The organism is Fundicoccus sp. Sow4_H7, from assembly GCF_052115865.1.
Taxonomy (GTDB): domain Bacteria; phylum Bacillota; class Bacilli; order Lactobacillales; family Aerococcaceae; genus Fundicoccus_A.
Genome location: NZ_JBQKME010000004.1, coordinates 46,061 through 61,670, shown reverse-complemented (window position 1 = coordinate 61,670; position 15,610 = coordinate 46,061). Strand labels below are relative to the sequence as shown.

17 protein-coding genes are annotated in these 15,610 nt (G+C 36.1%); 3 read left to right on the top strand and 14 right to left on the bottom strand.

Annotated features, from left to right (window positions below; translation table 11 throughout):
- Positions 1–63 precede the first annotated feature (63 nt).
- The 3 genes from ccpA to ACTQ54_RS05490 form a co-directional block, all read right to left on the bottom strand.
- A complete protein-coding gene (gene ccpA / locus ACTQ54_RS05500) occupies positions 64–1,062 on the bottom strand; it encodes a catabolite control protein A (protein ID WP_441755137.1) in 999 nt (332 codons plus the stop codon).
- Between the two features lie 225 nt (positions 1,063–1,287).
- Positions 1,288–1,848: a YtxH domain-containing protein gene (locus tag ACTQ54_RS05495; protein WP_441755136.1), complete on the bottom strand. Its 561-nt coding sequence runs from the start codon at positions 1,846–1,848 to the stop codon at positions 1,288–1,290.
- Between the two features lie 20 nt (positions 1,849–1,868).
- Positions 1,869–2,411 (bottom strand): DUF948 domain-containing protein, encoded by a 543-nt coding sequence (locus ACTQ54_RS05490; RefSeq protein ID WP_441755135.1) that lies wholly within the window; start codon positions 2,409–2,411, stop codon positions 1,869–1,871.
- 174 nt (positions 2,412–2,585) lie between these two features.
- On the opposite strand from ACTQ54_RS05490, the gene ACTQ54_RS05485 reads away from it, so the two are divergent.
- A complete protein-coding gene (locus tag ACTQ54_RS05485; RefSeq protein WP_441755134.1) occupies positions 2,586–3,464 on the top strand; it encodes a mechanosensitive ion channel family protein in 879 nt (292 codons plus the stop codon).
- 53 nt (positions 3,465–3,517) lie between these two features.
- Here ACTQ54_RS05485 and cbpB read toward each other — a convergent pair whose 3' ends face one another.
- Genes cbpB through racE form a run of 4 tightly spaced genes read right to left on the bottom strand, consistent with a single transcriptional unit; the run spans position 3,518 to position 5,966 of the window.
- The gene (gene cbpB, locus ACTQ54_RS05480; protein WP_441755133.1) at positions 3,518–4,012 is read right to left on the bottom strand and encodes a cyclic-di-AMP-binding protein CbpB; all 495 of its coding nucleotides are present in this window, start codon (positions 4,010–4,012) and stop codon (positions 3,518–3,520) included.
- A gap of 14 nt (positions 4,013–4,026) precedes the next feature.
- Positions 4,027–4,542 (bottom strand): YfcE family phosphodiesterase, encoded by a 516-nt coding sequence (locus ACTQ54_RS05475; RefSeq protein WP_441755132.1) that lies wholly within the window; start codon positions 4,540–4,542, stop codon positions 4,027–4,029.
- Positions 4,520–5,143 carry an XTP/dITP diphosphatase gene (locus ACTQ54_RS05470; protein ID WP_441755131.1) on the bottom strand — a complete coding sequence of 208 codons (624 nt, stop codon included), beginning with the start codon at positions 5,141–5,143 and terminating at the stop codon, positions 4,520–4,522. The genes ACTQ54_RS05475 and ACTQ54_RS05470 overlap by 23 nt, the downstream gene beginning before the upstream one ends.
- Positions 5,118–5,966, bottom strand: coding sequence for a glutamate racemase (gene racE, locus ACTQ54_RS05465; RefSeq protein ID WP_441755130.1), 849 nt, complete (start codon positions 5,964–5,966; stop codon positions 5,118–5,120). Before racE ends, ACTQ54_RS05470 begins: the two co-directional genes overlap by 26 nt.
- Positions 5,967–6,291: 325 nt before the next feature.
- On the opposite strand from racE, the gene ACTQ54_RS05460 reads away from it, so the two are divergent.
- Together ACTQ54_RS05460 and ACTQ54_RS05455 are read left to right on the top strand one after the other, a co-directional pair.
- A complete protein-coding gene (locus ACTQ54_RS05460) occupies positions 6,292–7,194 on the top strand; it encodes a nuclease-related domain-containing protein (protein ID WP_441755129.1) in 903 nt (300 codons plus the stop codon).
- 7 nt (positions 7,195–7,201) lie between these two features.
- A complete protein-coding gene (locus ACTQ54_RS05455; RefSeq protein ID WP_441755128.1) occupies positions 7,202–7,693 on the top strand; it encodes a hypothetical protein in 492 nt (163 codons plus the stop codon).
- Between the two features lie 154 nt (positions 7,694–7,847).
- Here the strand turns inward: ACTQ54_RS05455 and ACTQ54_RS05450 are convergent, their stop codons facing one another.
- The 7 genes from ACTQ54_RS05450 to era form a co-directional block, all read right to left on the bottom strand.
- Positions 7,848–9,131, bottom strand: a complete 1,284-nt coding sequence (locus ACTQ54_RS05450) for an ABC transporter permease (protein ID WP_441755127.1) — start codon at positions 9,129–9,131, stop codon at positions 7,848–7,850.
- On the bottom strand, positions 9,124–10,032 hold the full coding sequence (locus tag ACTQ54_RS05445) for an ABC transporter ATP-binding protein (protein WP_441755126.1): 909 nt from the start codon (positions 10,030–10,032) through the stop codon (positions 9,124–9,126). The genes ACTQ54_RS05450 and ACTQ54_RS05445 overlap by 8 nt, the downstream gene beginning before the upstream one ends.
- A 90-nt stretch (positions 10,033–10,122) precedes the next feature.
- Entirely contained in the window at positions 10,123–11,775 is a 1,653-nt protein-coding gene (locus tag ACTQ54_RS05440) for a hypothetical protein (RefSeq protein ID WP_441755125.1), read from the bottom strand.
- Between the two features lie 28 nt (positions 11,776–11,803).
- Entirely contained in the window at positions 11,804–13,399 is a 1,596-nt protein-coding gene (locus ACTQ54_RS05435) for an ABC1 kinase family protein (protein ID WP_441755124.1), read from the bottom strand.
- A 73-nt stretch (positions 13,400–13,472) separates the two neighbouring features.
- Positions 13,473–13,793 (bottom strand): hypothetical protein, encoded by a 321-nt coding sequence (locus ACTQ54_RS05430; RefSeq protein ID WP_441755123.1) that lies wholly within the window; start codon positions 13,791–13,793, stop codon positions 13,473–13,475.
- Positions 13,794–13,888: 95 nt separating this feature from the next.
- The gene (recO, locus tag ACTQ54_RS05425) at positions 13,889–14,683 is read right to left on the bottom strand and encodes a DNA repair protein RecO (RefSeq protein ID WP_441755122.1); all 795 of its coding nucleotides are present in this window, start codon (positions 14,681–14,683) and stop codon (positions 13,889–13,891) included.
- A 15-nt stretch (positions 14,684–14,698) separates the two neighbouring features.
- Positions 14,699–15,607, bottom strand: a complete 909-nt coding sequence (era, locus tag ACTQ54_RS05420) for a GTPase Era (RefSeq protein WP_441755121.1) — start codon at positions 15,605–15,607, stop codon at positions 14,699–14,701.
- Between the last annotated feature and the right edge of the window lie 3 nt (positions 15,608–15,610).

Below are 15,610 nucleotides of genomic sequence, written 5' to 3'. Positions count from 1 at the left end.
CTCCCATTGCAATGTAAATTTTAATTTTTTGCCATGAATTTTTCATGATTTAACCTCGCATAATTATTTTGTCGATTGACGTGTAAAAATCTTATGAGGTAAGAGAACTTTTCGCTCATCAATTTCTTCATTATTCATTACTTTAGTCAACAAACGCATCGCAACTGCACCGATATCATACAGCGGGAATTGGATACTTGTTAGTTGTGGGCGTACCACTTGGGTTAACATCGAGTTATTGCTTGTAATAATTTCAAAATCCTCTGGAACGTTTATACCACGTTCAACAAGGGTATTTAAAATAGCAATCGCCACTTCATCTTTTGATACAACAACTGCATTGGCTCCTGCATCTAATAATAAATCAACGATTTTGTCACCGTCATTAAAAGTATACTCACTTTGAATCACCAAGTCATTATTAAATGCCACATTATGCAAATCAAATGCATCACGATAACCTGCAACAATATGATCTTTGTTGATTTCATATTCGCCTGGTCCTGTTACAACGGCAACCGTTCTGTTACGTTCAAGTAACTTCGTCGTTGCTTCTTTTGTTGCTGAGCGATAATCAATATTGACTGATAAAATATCAGGTTCAGAAATCACGGTTCCAGCTAATACAACTGGAGTAGTCGTTCTTCTTAACTCTTTTAAAATAGCCTCATCGATGGTGCTTCCCATAAAAATTATTCCGTCAACCTGTTTAGCTAGTAAAGTATTTAATACTTGAACTTCTTTTTCACGATTTTCATCAGAGTTTGCTAAGATAATATTGTATTTGTACATTGATGCTATATCATCAATCCCACGTGCTAATGATGAATAGAATAAATCTGTGACGTTTGGAATAATAACTCCAACGGTTGTTGTTTTCTTACTTGCTAATCCACGAGCAACGGCATTCGGACGATAGTCCAATCGCTCGATTACTTCTGATACTTTTTTTCGTGTACTTGGTTTAACATTTGGGTTCCCATTAACAACGCGTGAAACGGTTGCCATAGAAACGCCAGCTTCTCTGGCTACATCATATATTGTAATCGTTTGTTTTTCCATAAGATCCCCACTTCCAATTAAAATACTCTTTCAAAAATAATTTAACATATTGCTCATCAACATGCAAGCGTTTTATTTACATTTAAAATTTGTCTCATCAATGAGTAAGTGAAAATGGTTTTTGAATAATCTTAGAGAAAACAGTGTGTTTTATTAGAATATTTTATCAGGATTTTGAATAAAAGAATCCGCTGGACTTTATAACAAAGACCAGCGATTTTAAAATTAAGCCTTGTCAGCTGCATCCTCAGCAGCATCTTTTACTTCATTATACGCATCTTTTGCTTCATCAGCAACATCTTCTGCTTGATCGCCCGCTTCATCAACCACACGGCTCGTTCCATCCGCTACTTCATCCGCTACGCGTTTGGTTTCATCTGCTAAAACATCGCCGAATTCAGATAAACTATCTTTCGTATCTTCTGTTTCTTCTGCAAGACGTTCACCCGATTCATTGACTGAATGTTTTAAGTGATTCCATTCATCTTTGGCATCTTCTTTTAAGTCACCGAATTGTTTTTTAATATTATCCGTTGATTTTTTCAAATTAACTTTAATATCTTCAGTGGCATCAGCCGCTGCATCATACATTTCTACACTGCGTTCTACTGCGTAATCAGTATAATCACTTGCTTTATCAACCATTAAATCTACTTCTTTGGAAATATCTTCGCGTAATTCTTTACCGGATTTTGGTGCAAATAACAAAGCAGTGATTCCTGCGATTGAAGCCCCAAACATTGCACCTAAAAGAAACTTCCCATTACTATTATCTCTTCTTCCCATTATTACACATCTCCTATTCTTTATTTAATTGTAATTTCCCCTGCGGTTTTCGAAGGAGAATTTTTAGCTAAGCTTTCTAATTCTTTTTGTAACTGAGTTAAAGCAGCTGAATCTTCAGTTGTTGAATCTGCTACTTCAGTAGGATTGACGTAATCTTTTGTTTTTGTAAATCCTTTGGCTGTCTTAACAAATCGATCAATAGGGTTCTTTCTTTTCTTTTGAACACCATGAACTAAATTACTTGCCATATCTTTGGTCGATTCATTTAAATCAGATACAGTCACACCCAAATCACCAATTGCAGTAAATAACGGATCTGTCTTCCCTAATTTACCGTTCACATCGTCAACTAAAGTATTTGCTTTATTTAATAATCCTTCTACCTCGATTGATAAATTATCAACATCTTTAGTAACAACATCAATTGTTGAATTAACATGTTGAACCGTTTTTTGAATATCTTCCATAATTTTTGATAATTTACTTAAATTGAGGCAAATAAATACAACTAAAACAGCAAATGCTATCGCTGCAATCAAGCCTGCTATACCACCTAATGTCATGCTTGTTCCTCACTCCTTTACTGTTAAAATCTATATTTAATATAGCATGAAAGATGTATTCTTACAATTGAAAACACTTTTCAACAAATAAATTTTTTTAAAATTTTATTTATTCTTCAAAGCTGACTTATATGTTAAGATAAAGAAGTAAAAAAACTGATAGGAGGTTATCCAATGGAAGAACTTGAAGTAGACATCGAATTAACATTATGGGATGAATTACGAACACTCTTTTCAAATCGATGGGGAGAAATGGCTGTTGATTTAGTTGAGGTAATCATCCAACTAGTGCTCTTTACGATATTATTTATTATACTACGTTATATTATTAATCATCTTCTGACAGATCGACTAGCAACTCATATCAGTAAAGGGACACGCCGGTCATCTAAACAAAGAGTTTCTACAATTACTAATTTGGTTAAAAATGGTTTTAATTATATTCTTTATTTCATTTATGCTTATATTATTTTAAGTTTGTTTGGTTTTCCAATAGGTACTCTCGTTGCGAGTGCAGGAATCGCTGGGATTGCTCTCGGTTTTGGTGCCCAGGAGTTTGTGACTGACGTCATAAACGGTTTCTTTATTATTTTAGAAAATCATTTTGAAGTAGGTGATTTTATCTCACTTCCTGAAAAGGAGATATCTGGTACTATTTATAATGTTGGCATTCGTTCTACCGAGATAAGAGCCGCGACAGGTTTTCTTTACTATATTCCGAACAGTGAAATTCGTTTAGTCATGAATCAATCGCGCCAACCGATTTCTGTTATGATTGACTTACCCATCGATGATGAAAGTCGTATCAAAGAAATTATGAAAATCGTAGAAGCCGAAACAGCAAAATTGTATCAAGACTATCAGGAAGAAATCACCAAAGAACCGAATATCGATGGCATTGTCCGTGGTGAAAATCAAACCTTTAATTATCGGGTCAATTTTTCAGTCATTAACGGCAGACAGTATGCTTTAACAAGTGTGTTTTATCAAGCTTATTTGCTAGCCTTTCAAGAAAATGGAATCAAATTCCCAACGAGTTCATTTAATGGATAAACTAAAATACCTGCTATCATCTTATTTCAAAGTGATGATAACAGGTATTAATTTTATGATTGAAATACCGAAATAAAATCAATCACTTCTTTTAATTCCGCTTGTCGATTAAAAGTATGAACAAATTTTGTGAACTTTTTTAGAACAGCGCTTCGAGTGACGATACCAAGAAAATGGTTATCATTTTCACTAACAACACAGATAAAGCTATGATCAATTAATAAGGACAAAACATCCTCTAAATCTGCGTCTAGATTAATGGTAACAGGATTATCAAGCATTACTTCTTTAATTTGCATGGTATCTAATTGTTCAGTCAAAAAAGCATCATCTGTCATAACACCATTAATAATTAAAGGCATACTGACAAGTCCAGCGAGTTTGCTTTTAGGAGTTAGAACTGGAATGACTGTATATTTCATTTGTGATAGAACTAATAGACCGTGATTCAATGTATTGGTTGTTGCCACATTAGCAACATTGTCTGCTTTTATCATTATTTCTTCGACGTTCTCCCAAAGAACTTCTTCAAGTAAGGGATCAATCATGTTACTCCGCCTTTCTATCGTTGATAGGTTGCATTCAAATGGTTTAACGGACGGTGTTCATCGTCATAATAGGTGATATTTATTTGATTTAAAAGAATTTCTACAATTGCGTATGTTTTTTCACTATGTGGTCCGCGTGAACTGCTCAAGCTGCCGGGATTTAAAATTAAGCAATCGTTAATGAATTCATGGCCAAGTTTATGTGTATGACCATAGAAAACAAAGTTTGCTTGATTGGACTGAGCGAGTTGAGCTAGTTCATTCAATGCATGATTTACGTTATGTTTGTGTCCGTGAACGATAAGAAATTTTTCATTTCCTGCTTTTTGTGTGTCAATCTTACGATATTGTGGGTCGTAATCCATATTTCCCGAGACAACTCTATCGACTTTATCCCAGATTGGATCGTCTGCTGGAAATTCTGAATCTCCACAATGGATGATGTAATCAACTTGCGTTCTATTGTGATCAATAACTTCTTGTACTTTTTGCCATCTGCCGTGGTTGTCACTCATGACTAAAACTTTCATCGTTTACCCTCCCTAACCATGTTGGCAAGTTTTCAATCAGTTTTTTAAGCGCGATGGCGCGGTGGCTGAACTGATTTTTTTCTTCCAACGTCATTTCTGCTAATGTTTTATTTTCTGATTCAACATAAAAAATTGGATCGTAACCAAAACCATTGGTTCCACGATATTCTTCGAGAATTTGTCCATCTAAATGCCCTTCTACCACTAAACTTTCATGCTTTGGATAGGCTAAAACAAGACAAGATACGAAATATGCCTGACGGAATTCTTCTGTTTTATTTTTTAATTTTTGCATTAATTTTTCGTTGTTGGCAGTATCGTTTTTCTCTTCACCACTGTAACGTGCACTATAGACACCGGGTTCACCATTTAAGGCTGGTACTACTAATCCAGAGTCATCTGCTAAAGCAAAAACTTGGAGTGTTTCGGCTATGGTTTCTGCTTTTAGACGTGCATTTTCTTCAAAAGTTGTTCCTGTTTCTTCTACTTCAGCTAATTCAGGATAATCAAGTAATGACTTCACGTCAAAACCTAGTGGTGTTAAATAATGTGAAAACTCAGCAATTTTACCTTTATTATGACTCGCGATTATTAACTTCAACTAAACTATTTCCTCTCACTTCACATTGAACCACGTCAATATTTTTTAAATGTAGCCAATTTCTTGCAACCTTTGAAAAATGTGCGACTTCACCTGTTGTGTAAAATGTTTGTGTTGGTGGCGCTTCTTCTGCATCACTAGCACTTCGATTTAAGCCAAAATAATCTAACAATGTACTCACTTCATTTACTGTTTCAACGCCTGAATCAATTAAATGAATCGACTCACCAACCGCTTCTTGAATGGCTCCCTTAATGATAGGAAAATGCGTGCAACCAAGAATAAGCGCATCAACGCCATAGTCTACAAAAGGCTTTAATCGTTGGTCAACAATACCTTGTGTCTCGTAATCGCCAATCCTATTTTCTTCAACAATCGTAACAAATTCAGGACAAGCAATCGAAAAAACATCTAAATAATCGACCTTTTCCAAGAGAGCATTTTTATAAACGCCACTCTTAATCGTCCCCTCTGTTGCGATCACGCCGATTCTCTTATTGTGCGTCTGTTTGATTGCCGCTCTCGTTCCAGGATGAATCACTCCGATAACTGGAATAGATAGCTCCGCTCGAATTTCATCTAAAGCGGCTGCCGTTCCAGTATTACAAGCAATCACCAACATCTTAATCCCTTTAGCCATCAAAAAATCTGTCATCTGCCAAATATACTCTTTGACCTCATCCAACGGTCGCGGCCCATAGGGAACTCGAGCACTATCGCCGAAATATAAAATCGACTCATTCGGAAGCTGCCTCAAACTCTGACGCGCCACCGTCAATCCCCCAAAACCAGAATCAATAAAACCAATCGGTAAATTCTTCATATCGCGACCTTCTTCACTCATAATTTTTATCTAAATAAATATCACCATTGCAACCATATAAAAACTTGCTTGGATCGATTGATTCATGCAAGCATTACTTTAATTATAAACAAGTTTGAAAACCTTCTCAAGGTCAATTAGTGAATTCTTGTATACTCCAATTATACACCATCTAGTAGGTAGTTATAAAATAATCTCTTATATTGAATAGTATATTTATAATTGGCGGGGAATTTCTAAAAAATGGTTAAAGCAGAAATATTTATTAAAAGAAAAATGGAATTCGGCTTTTTTTACGTATATATGTTTAGGAGGAGTGATGAATATGAAAAAAAATGAACAACTCATCATTTTAGAATTGATGAATCGTCGCGGTATGATAAAAGACAAGAGTTTGTTGTACCGGCTTAAAAATGGTTTTGAAGGTGAGTTAGAATTTATCCAGTGGTTTGGGAAATACAATAAAAGTCATTGGACGTTGGAAACTGATTACTGGTTTGATATGGATGGACTAAAACAAATTGATGACCTTTTGATTAGTAGTCAAAAATGGATTGTCGTAGATGTGAAGCATTATTGGGGGAAGTTTCAGTATATCAATGGCAACTGTATTTTAAATAACAAGTTAATGAAAACTGATATCTTTGATTCTTTGGAAACAAAGACAAAGAAAATCCGGCGACTTGTCGCTGATATCAACAGTAATATTCGAGTGGATTCAGCAATGATATTTATTGGGGAACATTGCCAGGTTGAATTGGATTGTGTCCCGATGGCTCAGGTGGTTATGCGGAATGAATTGATGAGTTTTATTACAGGGCTTGAGTATGCTAATCCGATGACGGATTGGATGACGCGTAAAATTGTGGATAAACTGAATGAATATCGAACAAAAGAACGCCCACCGGATATAGCTTTAGCGCCTGAACAATTTAGTGAATTATTGAAAGGGATTCAATTAGATGGTTGTGGACATAATGATTTCTCTACAGATAATCGATGGATTACTTGTAAAGTTTGTGGAACAAAAGAGACTTTTAAGAGTGTTGTTTCTCGGCATGCGATTGAATTGAGTTACCTCTTTTATTACTATCCCAAAATTGTAACGACAAAGAATGTCCATGCATTGATGGGGGGACAAATTACGAAACGTACGGTTCAAAAATATTTGAAAGAGGAATTTAAAGTCGTGGGCATGAGGAAGAATTGTTACTATAAAGTTAGGTGATTTGATGTTGGTTGAGTGGGTTCTGATTGAAGATAAGGGTGCTATTGTCGGTGGCCTGCTGAGTTCACTGACATTAAAGTTGGTTATTGTAGGTCATCAGCTTAGTTCACAGACAATAAACTCATATATTGTAGGTCATCGGATACGTTCACCGACATTAAACTCGCTTATTGTAGGTCATCAGCCTGGTTCACAGACAATAAACTCATTTATTGTAGGTCAACAGCTTGGTTCACCGACATTAAACTCGGTTATTGTAGGTCAACAGCTTGGTTCACAGACAATAAACTCGCTTATTGTAGGTCAACAGCTTGGTTCACCGACATTAAACTCGCTTATTGTAGGTCAACAGCTTGGTTCACCGACATTAAACTCATTTATTGTAGGTCATCGGATACGTTCACAGACAATAAACTCGCTTATTGTAGGTCAACAGCTTGGTTCACCGACATTAAACTCGCTTATTGTAGGTCAATGGCTCTATTCACCGACATTATAAAAGCCCTAATATCGGCCGAGCACAATTTCGACTGTCATTTCCCCTTATCGTCAACCTGCAACCACCCTTTCCTTATCTCTCCTATCTATCACAACGCAAAAAGTGCGCATTAAGCATGCGCACTCTTCTTTAATTTCTTAAAATTTTAAGTTATTTATTTTGATTCTCTTTCGCTTCGCCATAAGGTCCAGGAATCTTTCATGGCTTGGATGATACCTTTGTCGGTATAGACCAGCACGTTACTCTTGTAAAAGACGACGGAAAACCATAGGCAGAAAATCATGAAGGCAATTGAAATGACAATGGCGAGAATGATTTCTGAGCTGCCAACAGTTTCGGCGGCGATTCTAAATGGCATGATAAATGGCGTGAAGAATGGAATTTGCGATCCGATACGAACCAACGGATTATTTGTTGAATTCAAAGCATACATCCCAATATAAAAACCAGCTAAAGCGATAAATATAATTGGGGTGATGGATTTGCTGACGTCTTCTGTTTTTGAAACCAAAGAACCTAGAAAGCCAGCTAATGAAGAGTAAATCATAATTCCAATCAACGCGAATACAAGACCTAACCAGACAACAGGCATGCTGCCAGCAAATATTTGGTTCAAGTCAATGTCGTTTAAGAAACTAAAAGCATCTAGGTTAAAGAATACCGTACGTGCGATTAAGAACAGCACAAGATAAGCTAACAGCTGCGTTAAAATAACTAAACCAATGCCGAGCATTTTACCAAAGAAATGCGTGGATGCTGAAACACTTGATAGCACAATTTCCATGATACGAGACCCTTTTTCAGCAGCGATTTCCTGAGAAATAATTCCAACATAAGTCATGATGAAAAAGAAAACCATAAAGGATACGACATAAGCAATCATAATGCGTGCAAAGCTACTTGGATCATCAGTGGATTCTTCACGAACGGTACCTGTATCATCCACGATGACATTGACAGTTTCAATCGCAACATTGGACGACTGAATTTGGGTTAACTGTTCGGAATTTAAGCCGATCTTTCCAGCAATGGCATTTAATTGATAGCTATTGATTAATTGCTCTAAACCAGCTAAGTTAATATCACGACTGGTTGGCTTACGGAAGTAAGTAGAGGTCAAAGCATCAGACTCTCCTTCAATCAACAAGTAACCGTCTATCTCGTCGTCGGTTAATGCTTGCTTAGCCTCATCCAAATTCATATCAAAATGGAAGGTGTTATTATCCGGCATCGCTTCAATTTGCGTTTGCATGTCAGCCGGCGCTTCAATCACCGCCACATCCCCTATACGAGCTTGCTCCTCATTTTGTGTGATAAAAAAGCTAATCAAAGCAATCACAGCAAAAATTAAAATCGGACTCAGAACCATAAATACAAATGACCACGATTTAATATTTTTAAAATAGACTTCTTTAACGATAATCCATAAATTACGCATGGGCTCTTTCACCCACTTTCATTTTGAAAATCTCCTCGAGCGTCGGTGGTTGTTGGCTAAACTTCGGCAAATAATTCCCTTGGCTAATTTGGTTAAACAAATCTCGACCAAAACTTTCATCCTTCAGATGTAAGACATAATTGTCAAAACCTTGGTCTACCACATGTTCAACCCCTTCTAGCTGCGACAAACTTTCCTTATTCCAATCTTTCGTTTCAATAAATATCTTCACCCGTCCAAAACTGCTCCGTACTTCGTGGACCGTGCCATACAAAACAGGCTTACCAAAATGAACCATGATCAGTTTATCGCAAATATCTTCGACATTATTCATATTATGACTGGAGAAAATAATCGAGCTACCTTTTGCTTTTAAATCCAAAATCCCTGCCATTAAAAGTTCGGCATTAACAGGATCCAAGCCACTAAAAGGCTCATCTAAAATAACTAATTTAGGTTCATGAATTAGCGTTGCAATGAGCTGAACTTTTTGTTGATTCCCTTTAGAAAGCGTATTGATTTTATCTGTCTTTTTCCCTTTAACTTGAAAACGATCCATCCAATCATCAATTCTGCTATTAATTTCCTGCTTATCCATGCCACGTAACTCGGCAAAATAAGTAATTTGTTGTTGAATCGTCATCTTTTCATACAAACCGCGTTCCTCAGGTAAATAACCTACCAAATTATAAATATGTTTTCTTATCGGTTTGTCATCCCATAAAATTTGACCATTTCCCTCAGGTGTTAAGAAATCCAATATCATACGAAATATGGTCGTTTTACCCGAACCATTCTGGCCGATAATCCCCAGAATGGTCCCAGCTTCGATTGTAAACGACACGTCGTCTACCGCTTTTAAAGTTCCAAACGTTTTCGTTAAATGTTTAACTTCTAACATCTATGCATCACCTCTCTGCAAAATCATAACATTCTCATAAACCCTATGTAAAATGAAAAGGTATTTATTTAAAGCTTAAAATAAATATCACTACTGCCAATCGATTTGGCGAATCACGCCATCTTTAGTGGTCATAATTTCAACTTCGGTTCCTTCATCTAGGAAAGGTAAGGCTTCATTAATGGAAATATTTGCACGATAAACTTGACCATCAAGCAAGAAATAGTAAACGGTGTTGCCTTCGACAACTACGGCTTCAATATCTTCAACTTGACCACTTAATTCTTGTAAATCCTCTTCTGTTTCAATTTCATCAACTTTCAATGGATTTTCTTCCGCATATGAAAGTAGCAAGCGCTCAACAGTTGGCTCTACATACACGCGTTGGTAGTTTTGAACATCAATTAATGCATATTCTTTAATCAAACCAGAACTGTCTTTCAAGGATAAAATATACATTGGGCGTCCTTCTAAGTTAATTAATAGTGGGAATGTCGCCATATAGCCTGTTTCTTGGACACTACCTTCAGCAGAACGCATGGCAGAAAATTCTTCTGCTGCATCTAAAGGATACATAGTTGCTTCTTTGGTTCTTAAGTTAACGAGAACAAATCCGATATTCGATTCATCCGCCGCTACTGATGTAATCCCTGTATAAAGATACAAGTCATCATTAATTGGTAAATAGTTATAGCCCGCCGTTGGTTGGGTAACGCCTTCTTGAGAAAACATGGAGTTCCAAAAACCATTGCTATACATCCCATTCATTTCTAATTGGTGTAATATTAATTCTGAAGGATGGACACGATCAATCCAAGTTGGAATTTCATCCAAACCATAGCGTGTTGATTCTCCAGTTAAAGCATTTAAAGTGATCACACCATTCGCTTCAGGTTCATACAAGAAGAAATTGCGTGAATAAGTTGACGCAATATAATAAGGTGTTCCTTCATCATCTACCTCAAAAGACGGCTGATTAAACAAGGAAAATGGGTTACTAAAGCGTAATTTACGCATTACATCACGGTTAAATAAATCAGAATGACTGTATTTAATAGGTTGCTCAGGTGTTTCTAAGGTCACATCGCCAGTAACATTATCCACTTTTACATAATGTGGGATGCCATCCCTAAAATTATTCAACCATCTGAAGAAACCAGCGTATTCCAAAGGTGAGACTCGGTAGGGATAATCATTGATATTTATTTGAGTGTAATCATCCGCCACTTCAAATTGTGAGACCAAGTCTGTTAATGCACCTAGGCGACGGTTACCCAAGCGCATAGCTGTATCGCGATCAATTAGTGGAATTTGATTGACATCTGTTTCCGGAAAATCCGATGTAAAATCTGCCACTTCTACCGTAATCATTTCACTATAAGATTTTGAAAAGAAAAACGGAGAGAAAATCAACCGACTAACAAATCCAACAACCATAACCGCTAACCAAAATATTGCCATGTATTTATATTTCCAACCAATTTTCTTAATGGAAAATTGACTTCGATCCGTAAACATTTCTAAACCATCGCTCAATAATTCAATGGTTATAATTCCTATCGAAATTAATGCTAAGAAAAGCCAAAATTGACCGGATGCATAATGGATTGGAGGCAAGGTAATGTAATAATAAATAGCAACCACAACTAATAAAACAAGGTATAACCAACGAAAGTTAAACTTTCCTTTTTTCTTTTCTTGTGTTTTCTTTGATCTTTTAAGACTATCTGTGACATCTTTCATCTTTTTTCCCCTTTCAAATTTCTGATGTTTATTTATGGCGAGATCTTACAAAAGAATAAAGCAAGTATCCGGCCATAATAATGCCAATTGTGAAAAATAGGATGCCAATATTGACTAATCTTTCGCTTGTAGCACTTGACGCAATCAAACCGGATGAAATAATAATCGATGCTAACAAAATTCCAATAACTAAACGGTTTAACATTTGGTTCAATTCACGAATGTAGGAATCAACTTTAGGGACCTGCAAATTAATTCCGAGTCGCTCATTATTTAAGTTATCCAACAATTGATCCAATTTCATTGGAAAATGGAGGGCAGCCCGAATGGTACGGCCCCCTTGTCGCAATAGTGTCTCACGATTAAAATATTTTTCGACTGAAATTTTATCGTTATGTGTAATATACCATTCAAATAGTTTCATGAAATCCATCTCAGGACTTAAATTCTGTGCAATTCCTTGAACAATGACCACTGTTTTAGCTAGTTGCACAAATTCATGCGGAAAGGTCAATTTATAGGTTAAAGCGATTTTCATTAGATCGCGAAACATATTGTTTAAATCCATCTTCCAAAAACCGCTGGTCAAATAACGGTTATACAACAATTTTAAATCACGATGAAAATCTACTTCATTAATATCCCCATGCGCTTCACAAACAATCAAAATAATTTGCATTAATTGATCAATATCTTGCAACACAAGTGCTTCTAGTAAGCCCATTAACATATTTTGGAACATAGTAGGGATTTCACCCATAATACCAAAATCGATATAAACTAACTTGCCATTATCGACTAAAATATTGCCCGGATGCGGGTCCGCATGATAATAGCCATCTGTAAATACTTGATACAAAAAGGTCATCACAATTGTCTCCGCAATCTCATCCAAGTCATACCCTGCTTCTCTTATGGCTTCTAACTGGGTCAAATCATAACCTTCAATGTAAGACTGAACCAAAACCTTTTCACTGACATAGTGCAAATAAATATCAGGTGTTTTAATCGTTGTCCGCTCCTGATGATATTGTTTAAACTTTAATAAAGCTTGGGCTTCCAAAATGAAATTTAACTCAATCAAACTTTGTTTACGAATATCTTGCAAAATCAATACAGGATCCGTAATAATTTCAGTAAATACAGCAGGAATGCGATTAATCACCCGAATAAATAAATCAATATCTCTAATTAGCTTAGCTTGAATATGTGGGCGTTGAACTTTGATGACAACAGGCGTGCCATCCTCTAATTCTGCATAATGAACTTGGGCAATTGACCCTGTTGCAACAGGTTTTTCGACAACATTTTTAAACGCCGTTTTCATTGATTGACCAAACTCATTGGTAAAAACTTGATCCGCTTCAGCAAAGGGAAAACTAGGCGAACTATTTTGCAGTTTTTGTAATTCATTAATATAGGTTTCTGACAAAATATCATTACGGGTCGCCAAAGTCTGGCCAATTTTAATAAAACTGGGTCCTAATTCTTCAAAAGCCAGTCGTAAATTTTTCGCGCTCTCTTCCACGGTTTGTTTCTTAAAGTTACGCCGATACAATTCCGAAAAACCATATGAAGCAAAAACATTAATTATTTCGCGTAAACGTTCCGCATTGGTTGCCATAATCCTCCCCCTCTAACAAAAACGGACATTTTATCCTTAATCTTAAGGCAAAAATGTCCGTTTGTTTATCTCATTAAATATCTGATAATTCGTCAGACTCACTCATACTTTTACGTAAATCAGCTAATTCACGTTTAATATCATTAATATCTAAGCGTAAGTTCATTAACTCTTGGGCTAATTCCACTTTTGCTTCTTCATTATCACTAGAAATTTTATCTTCGCCTTTAAGGGTTCGCGTCAAGTCGTTGGTTAATTCTTTACCTTCTTTAACAGTTACCTGACCTTTATCAATCATCTTCGTTACTAACTCTTCAGCTTTTTCGTAAGATAAAGCTGTTCCACCAACAGCGGCTAAGAAAATATTTTTCAAACTTTTTTCAACTTTTTCCATCTTTCGTTCCTCCCAAATGAATAATAATGACACAAAACTAAGCAATTATTCTATAAGTAAATTATAGCTAGAAAACTCTAACATTTGCAATCTTTTTATGAATCTGATTGCTTGCGGTGCTTCATTAGACGTGTGATGGATGGTTCCATATTGGCCATCTTTTTTAAATAACTATAACTTTTTAAATTAAGTCCAACAAACTCTTTGTAGATTTCTTCCATTAAATGGCGGATTTCACTTAAGGTCGTAGCACTGATATTTACTTGGTTGATGTTGTTAATCGACGTTTGATTTAAAATTTTTACGATATGAATAGCTCTTGGGGAAGTGGGTAAAAGATAAGGATCTTCCTGCCAATGATTTTGACAAAGGACGCCTTGATGGCGCATGCTGAATTTAAAAGGTTCCTGTGTGTTTCTGCAAATACGACAACGATGCCAGACAAGTCCAACACCAAAGTTTGCGAGTAAATCCAATTCCATTATAGTTGTGACAATTTCAGGAACTTGTTGGTTATCTAAGGCTAAGAGGGCTACTTTTAACCAGTCATAACTTTTAGGATCGGGTGTGTTGTCTTCGACAGCTGCATCGACTAATTGGATGATATAGGCAGCATAGGCTTGGGCTAAGAAATCTTCTTGCAAATTACGAAAAATCGAAAGGGATGTTGCTTCTGTTAAAAAGGATAAACCATCTTCATTAATCGCACCAATATAGCTGTTAAGCGTCATCGGTAAGGTTGTGCTAGTTAATTTATGGTTCGGTTTTTGTAATCCCTTAACAAAAAACATTTTTGTCCCATAAGCTTGGGTAAAAATCTTTACCAAACTATCTTTTTCACGATGAGGACGTTTAAATAACACAATGCCTTCAAAGCTTACATTTTTCATTCACAACAATCCTTATTAATAATCGTCGCGCTTATAGCCAAATTCATTTAACTGAAACTGATGGTCACGCCAATCTTTTTGAACTTTCACCCACAGGTCTAAATACACTTTATCATCCAACAAGCGTTCGATTTCTCTACGGGCATTTTGACCTATGCGTTTAATCATTGACCCTTGTGCTCCAATAATAATTCCTTTTTGACTTTTACGTTCAACAATGATGGTCGCTTGAACTTCTACTTTATCATCTTCATTCCGCTGCATACTTTGGACTTGAACGGCTACAGAATGTGGAATTTCTTCGCGTGTTAAATGTAGAATTTGTTCACGGATAAATTCTGCCACAATAAAATATTCTGGATGATCAGTGACTTGGTTGGCAGGATAATATTGTGGACCTTCTGGTATTATGTCTTTAATATGCTGCACTAATTCAGGCACATTGTCCCCTTCAGTTGCACTAATTGGGAATACCGCCTCAAAATCGATTTCATCTTGATAGCTAGCAATAATTGATAACAATTCTTCTTTTTCGATTAAATCAATTTTATTGATTAATAAGATGACAGGCACTTCCACATTTTTGATTCGTTCAATAATTAAGCGATCACCAGGTCCGATTTTTTCTGTGGCATTCACAACAAAAAGGACAACATCCACACCACTTAAGGCACTAAAGGCTGTTTTTAGCATAAAGTCACCGAGTGCGTGTTTGGGTTTATGAATTCCTGGGGTATCAATAAAGACAACTTGCGCCTCATTATCGGTATAAACACCTTGAATTCGGTTACGGGTCGTCTGGGCTTTATCTGACATAATAGCGACTTTTTGACCAACAAATCGATTCAATAAAGTTGATTTTCCTACATTTGGACGACCAATAATGGCAATAAAGCCTGATTTAAATTTTTCTTGATTTGACATACA

Coding starts and splice junctions, on each gene's coding strand:
- ACTQ54_RS05495 (WP_441755136.1), bottom strand. CDS start 1,848: ATGGGAAGAAGAGATAATAGTAATGGGAAGTTTCTTTTAGGTGCAATG.
- ACTQ54_RS05430 (WP_441755123.1), bottom strand. CDS start 13,793: ATGGAAAAAGTTGAAAAAAGTTTGAAAAATATTTTCTTAGCCGCTGTT.
- ACTQ54_RS05490 (WP_441755135.1), bottom strand. CDS start 2,411: ATGACATTAGGTGGTATAGCAGGCTTGATTGCAGCGATAGCATTTGCT.
- ACTQ54_RS05440 (WP_441755125.1), bottom strand. CDS start 11,775: ATGAAAGATGTCACAGATAGTCTTAAAAGATCAAAGAAAACACAAGAA.
- ACTQ54_RS05450 (WP_441755127.1), bottom strand. CDS start 9,131: ATGCGTAATTTATGGATTATCGTTAAAGAAGTCTATTTTAAAAATATT.
- ACTQ54_RS05485 (WP_441755134.1), top strand. CDS start 2,586: ATGGAAGAACTTGAAGTAGACATCGAATTAACATTATGGGATGAATTA.
- ccpA (WP_441755137.1), bottom strand. CDS start 1,062: ATGGAAAAACAAACGATTACAATATATGATGTAGCCAGAGAAGCTGGC.
- ACTQ54_RS05475 (WP_441755132.1), bottom strand. CDS start 4,542: ATGAAAGTTTTAGTCATGAGTGACAACCACGGCAGATGGCAAAAAGTA.
- recO (WP_441755122.1), bottom strand. CDS start 14,683: ATGAAAAATGTAAGCTTTGAAGGCATTGTGTTATTTAAACGTCCTCAT.
- ACTQ54_RS05435 (WP_441755124.1), bottom strand. CDS start 13,399: ATGGCAACCAATGCGGAACGTTTACGCGAAATAATTAATGTTTTTGCT.
- ACTQ54_RS05445 (WP_441755126.1), bottom strand. CDS start 10,032: ATGTTAGAAGTTAAACATTTAACGAAAACGTTTGGAACTTTAAAAGCG.
- ACTQ54_RS05460 (WP_441755129.1), top strand. CDS start 6,292: ATGAAAAAAAATGAACAACTCATCATTTTAGAATTGATGAATCGTCGC.
- cbpB (WP_441755133.1), bottom strand. CDS start 4,012: ATGATTGATCCCTTACTTGAAGAAGTTCTTTGGGAGAACGTCGAAGAA.
- racE (WP_441755130.1), bottom strand. CDS start 5,966: ATGAAGAATTTACCGATTGGTTTTATTGATTCTGGTTTTGGGGGATTG.
- era (WP_441755121.1), bottom strand. CDS start 15,607: ATGTCAAATCAAGAAAAATTTAAATCAGGCTTTATTGCCATTATTGGT.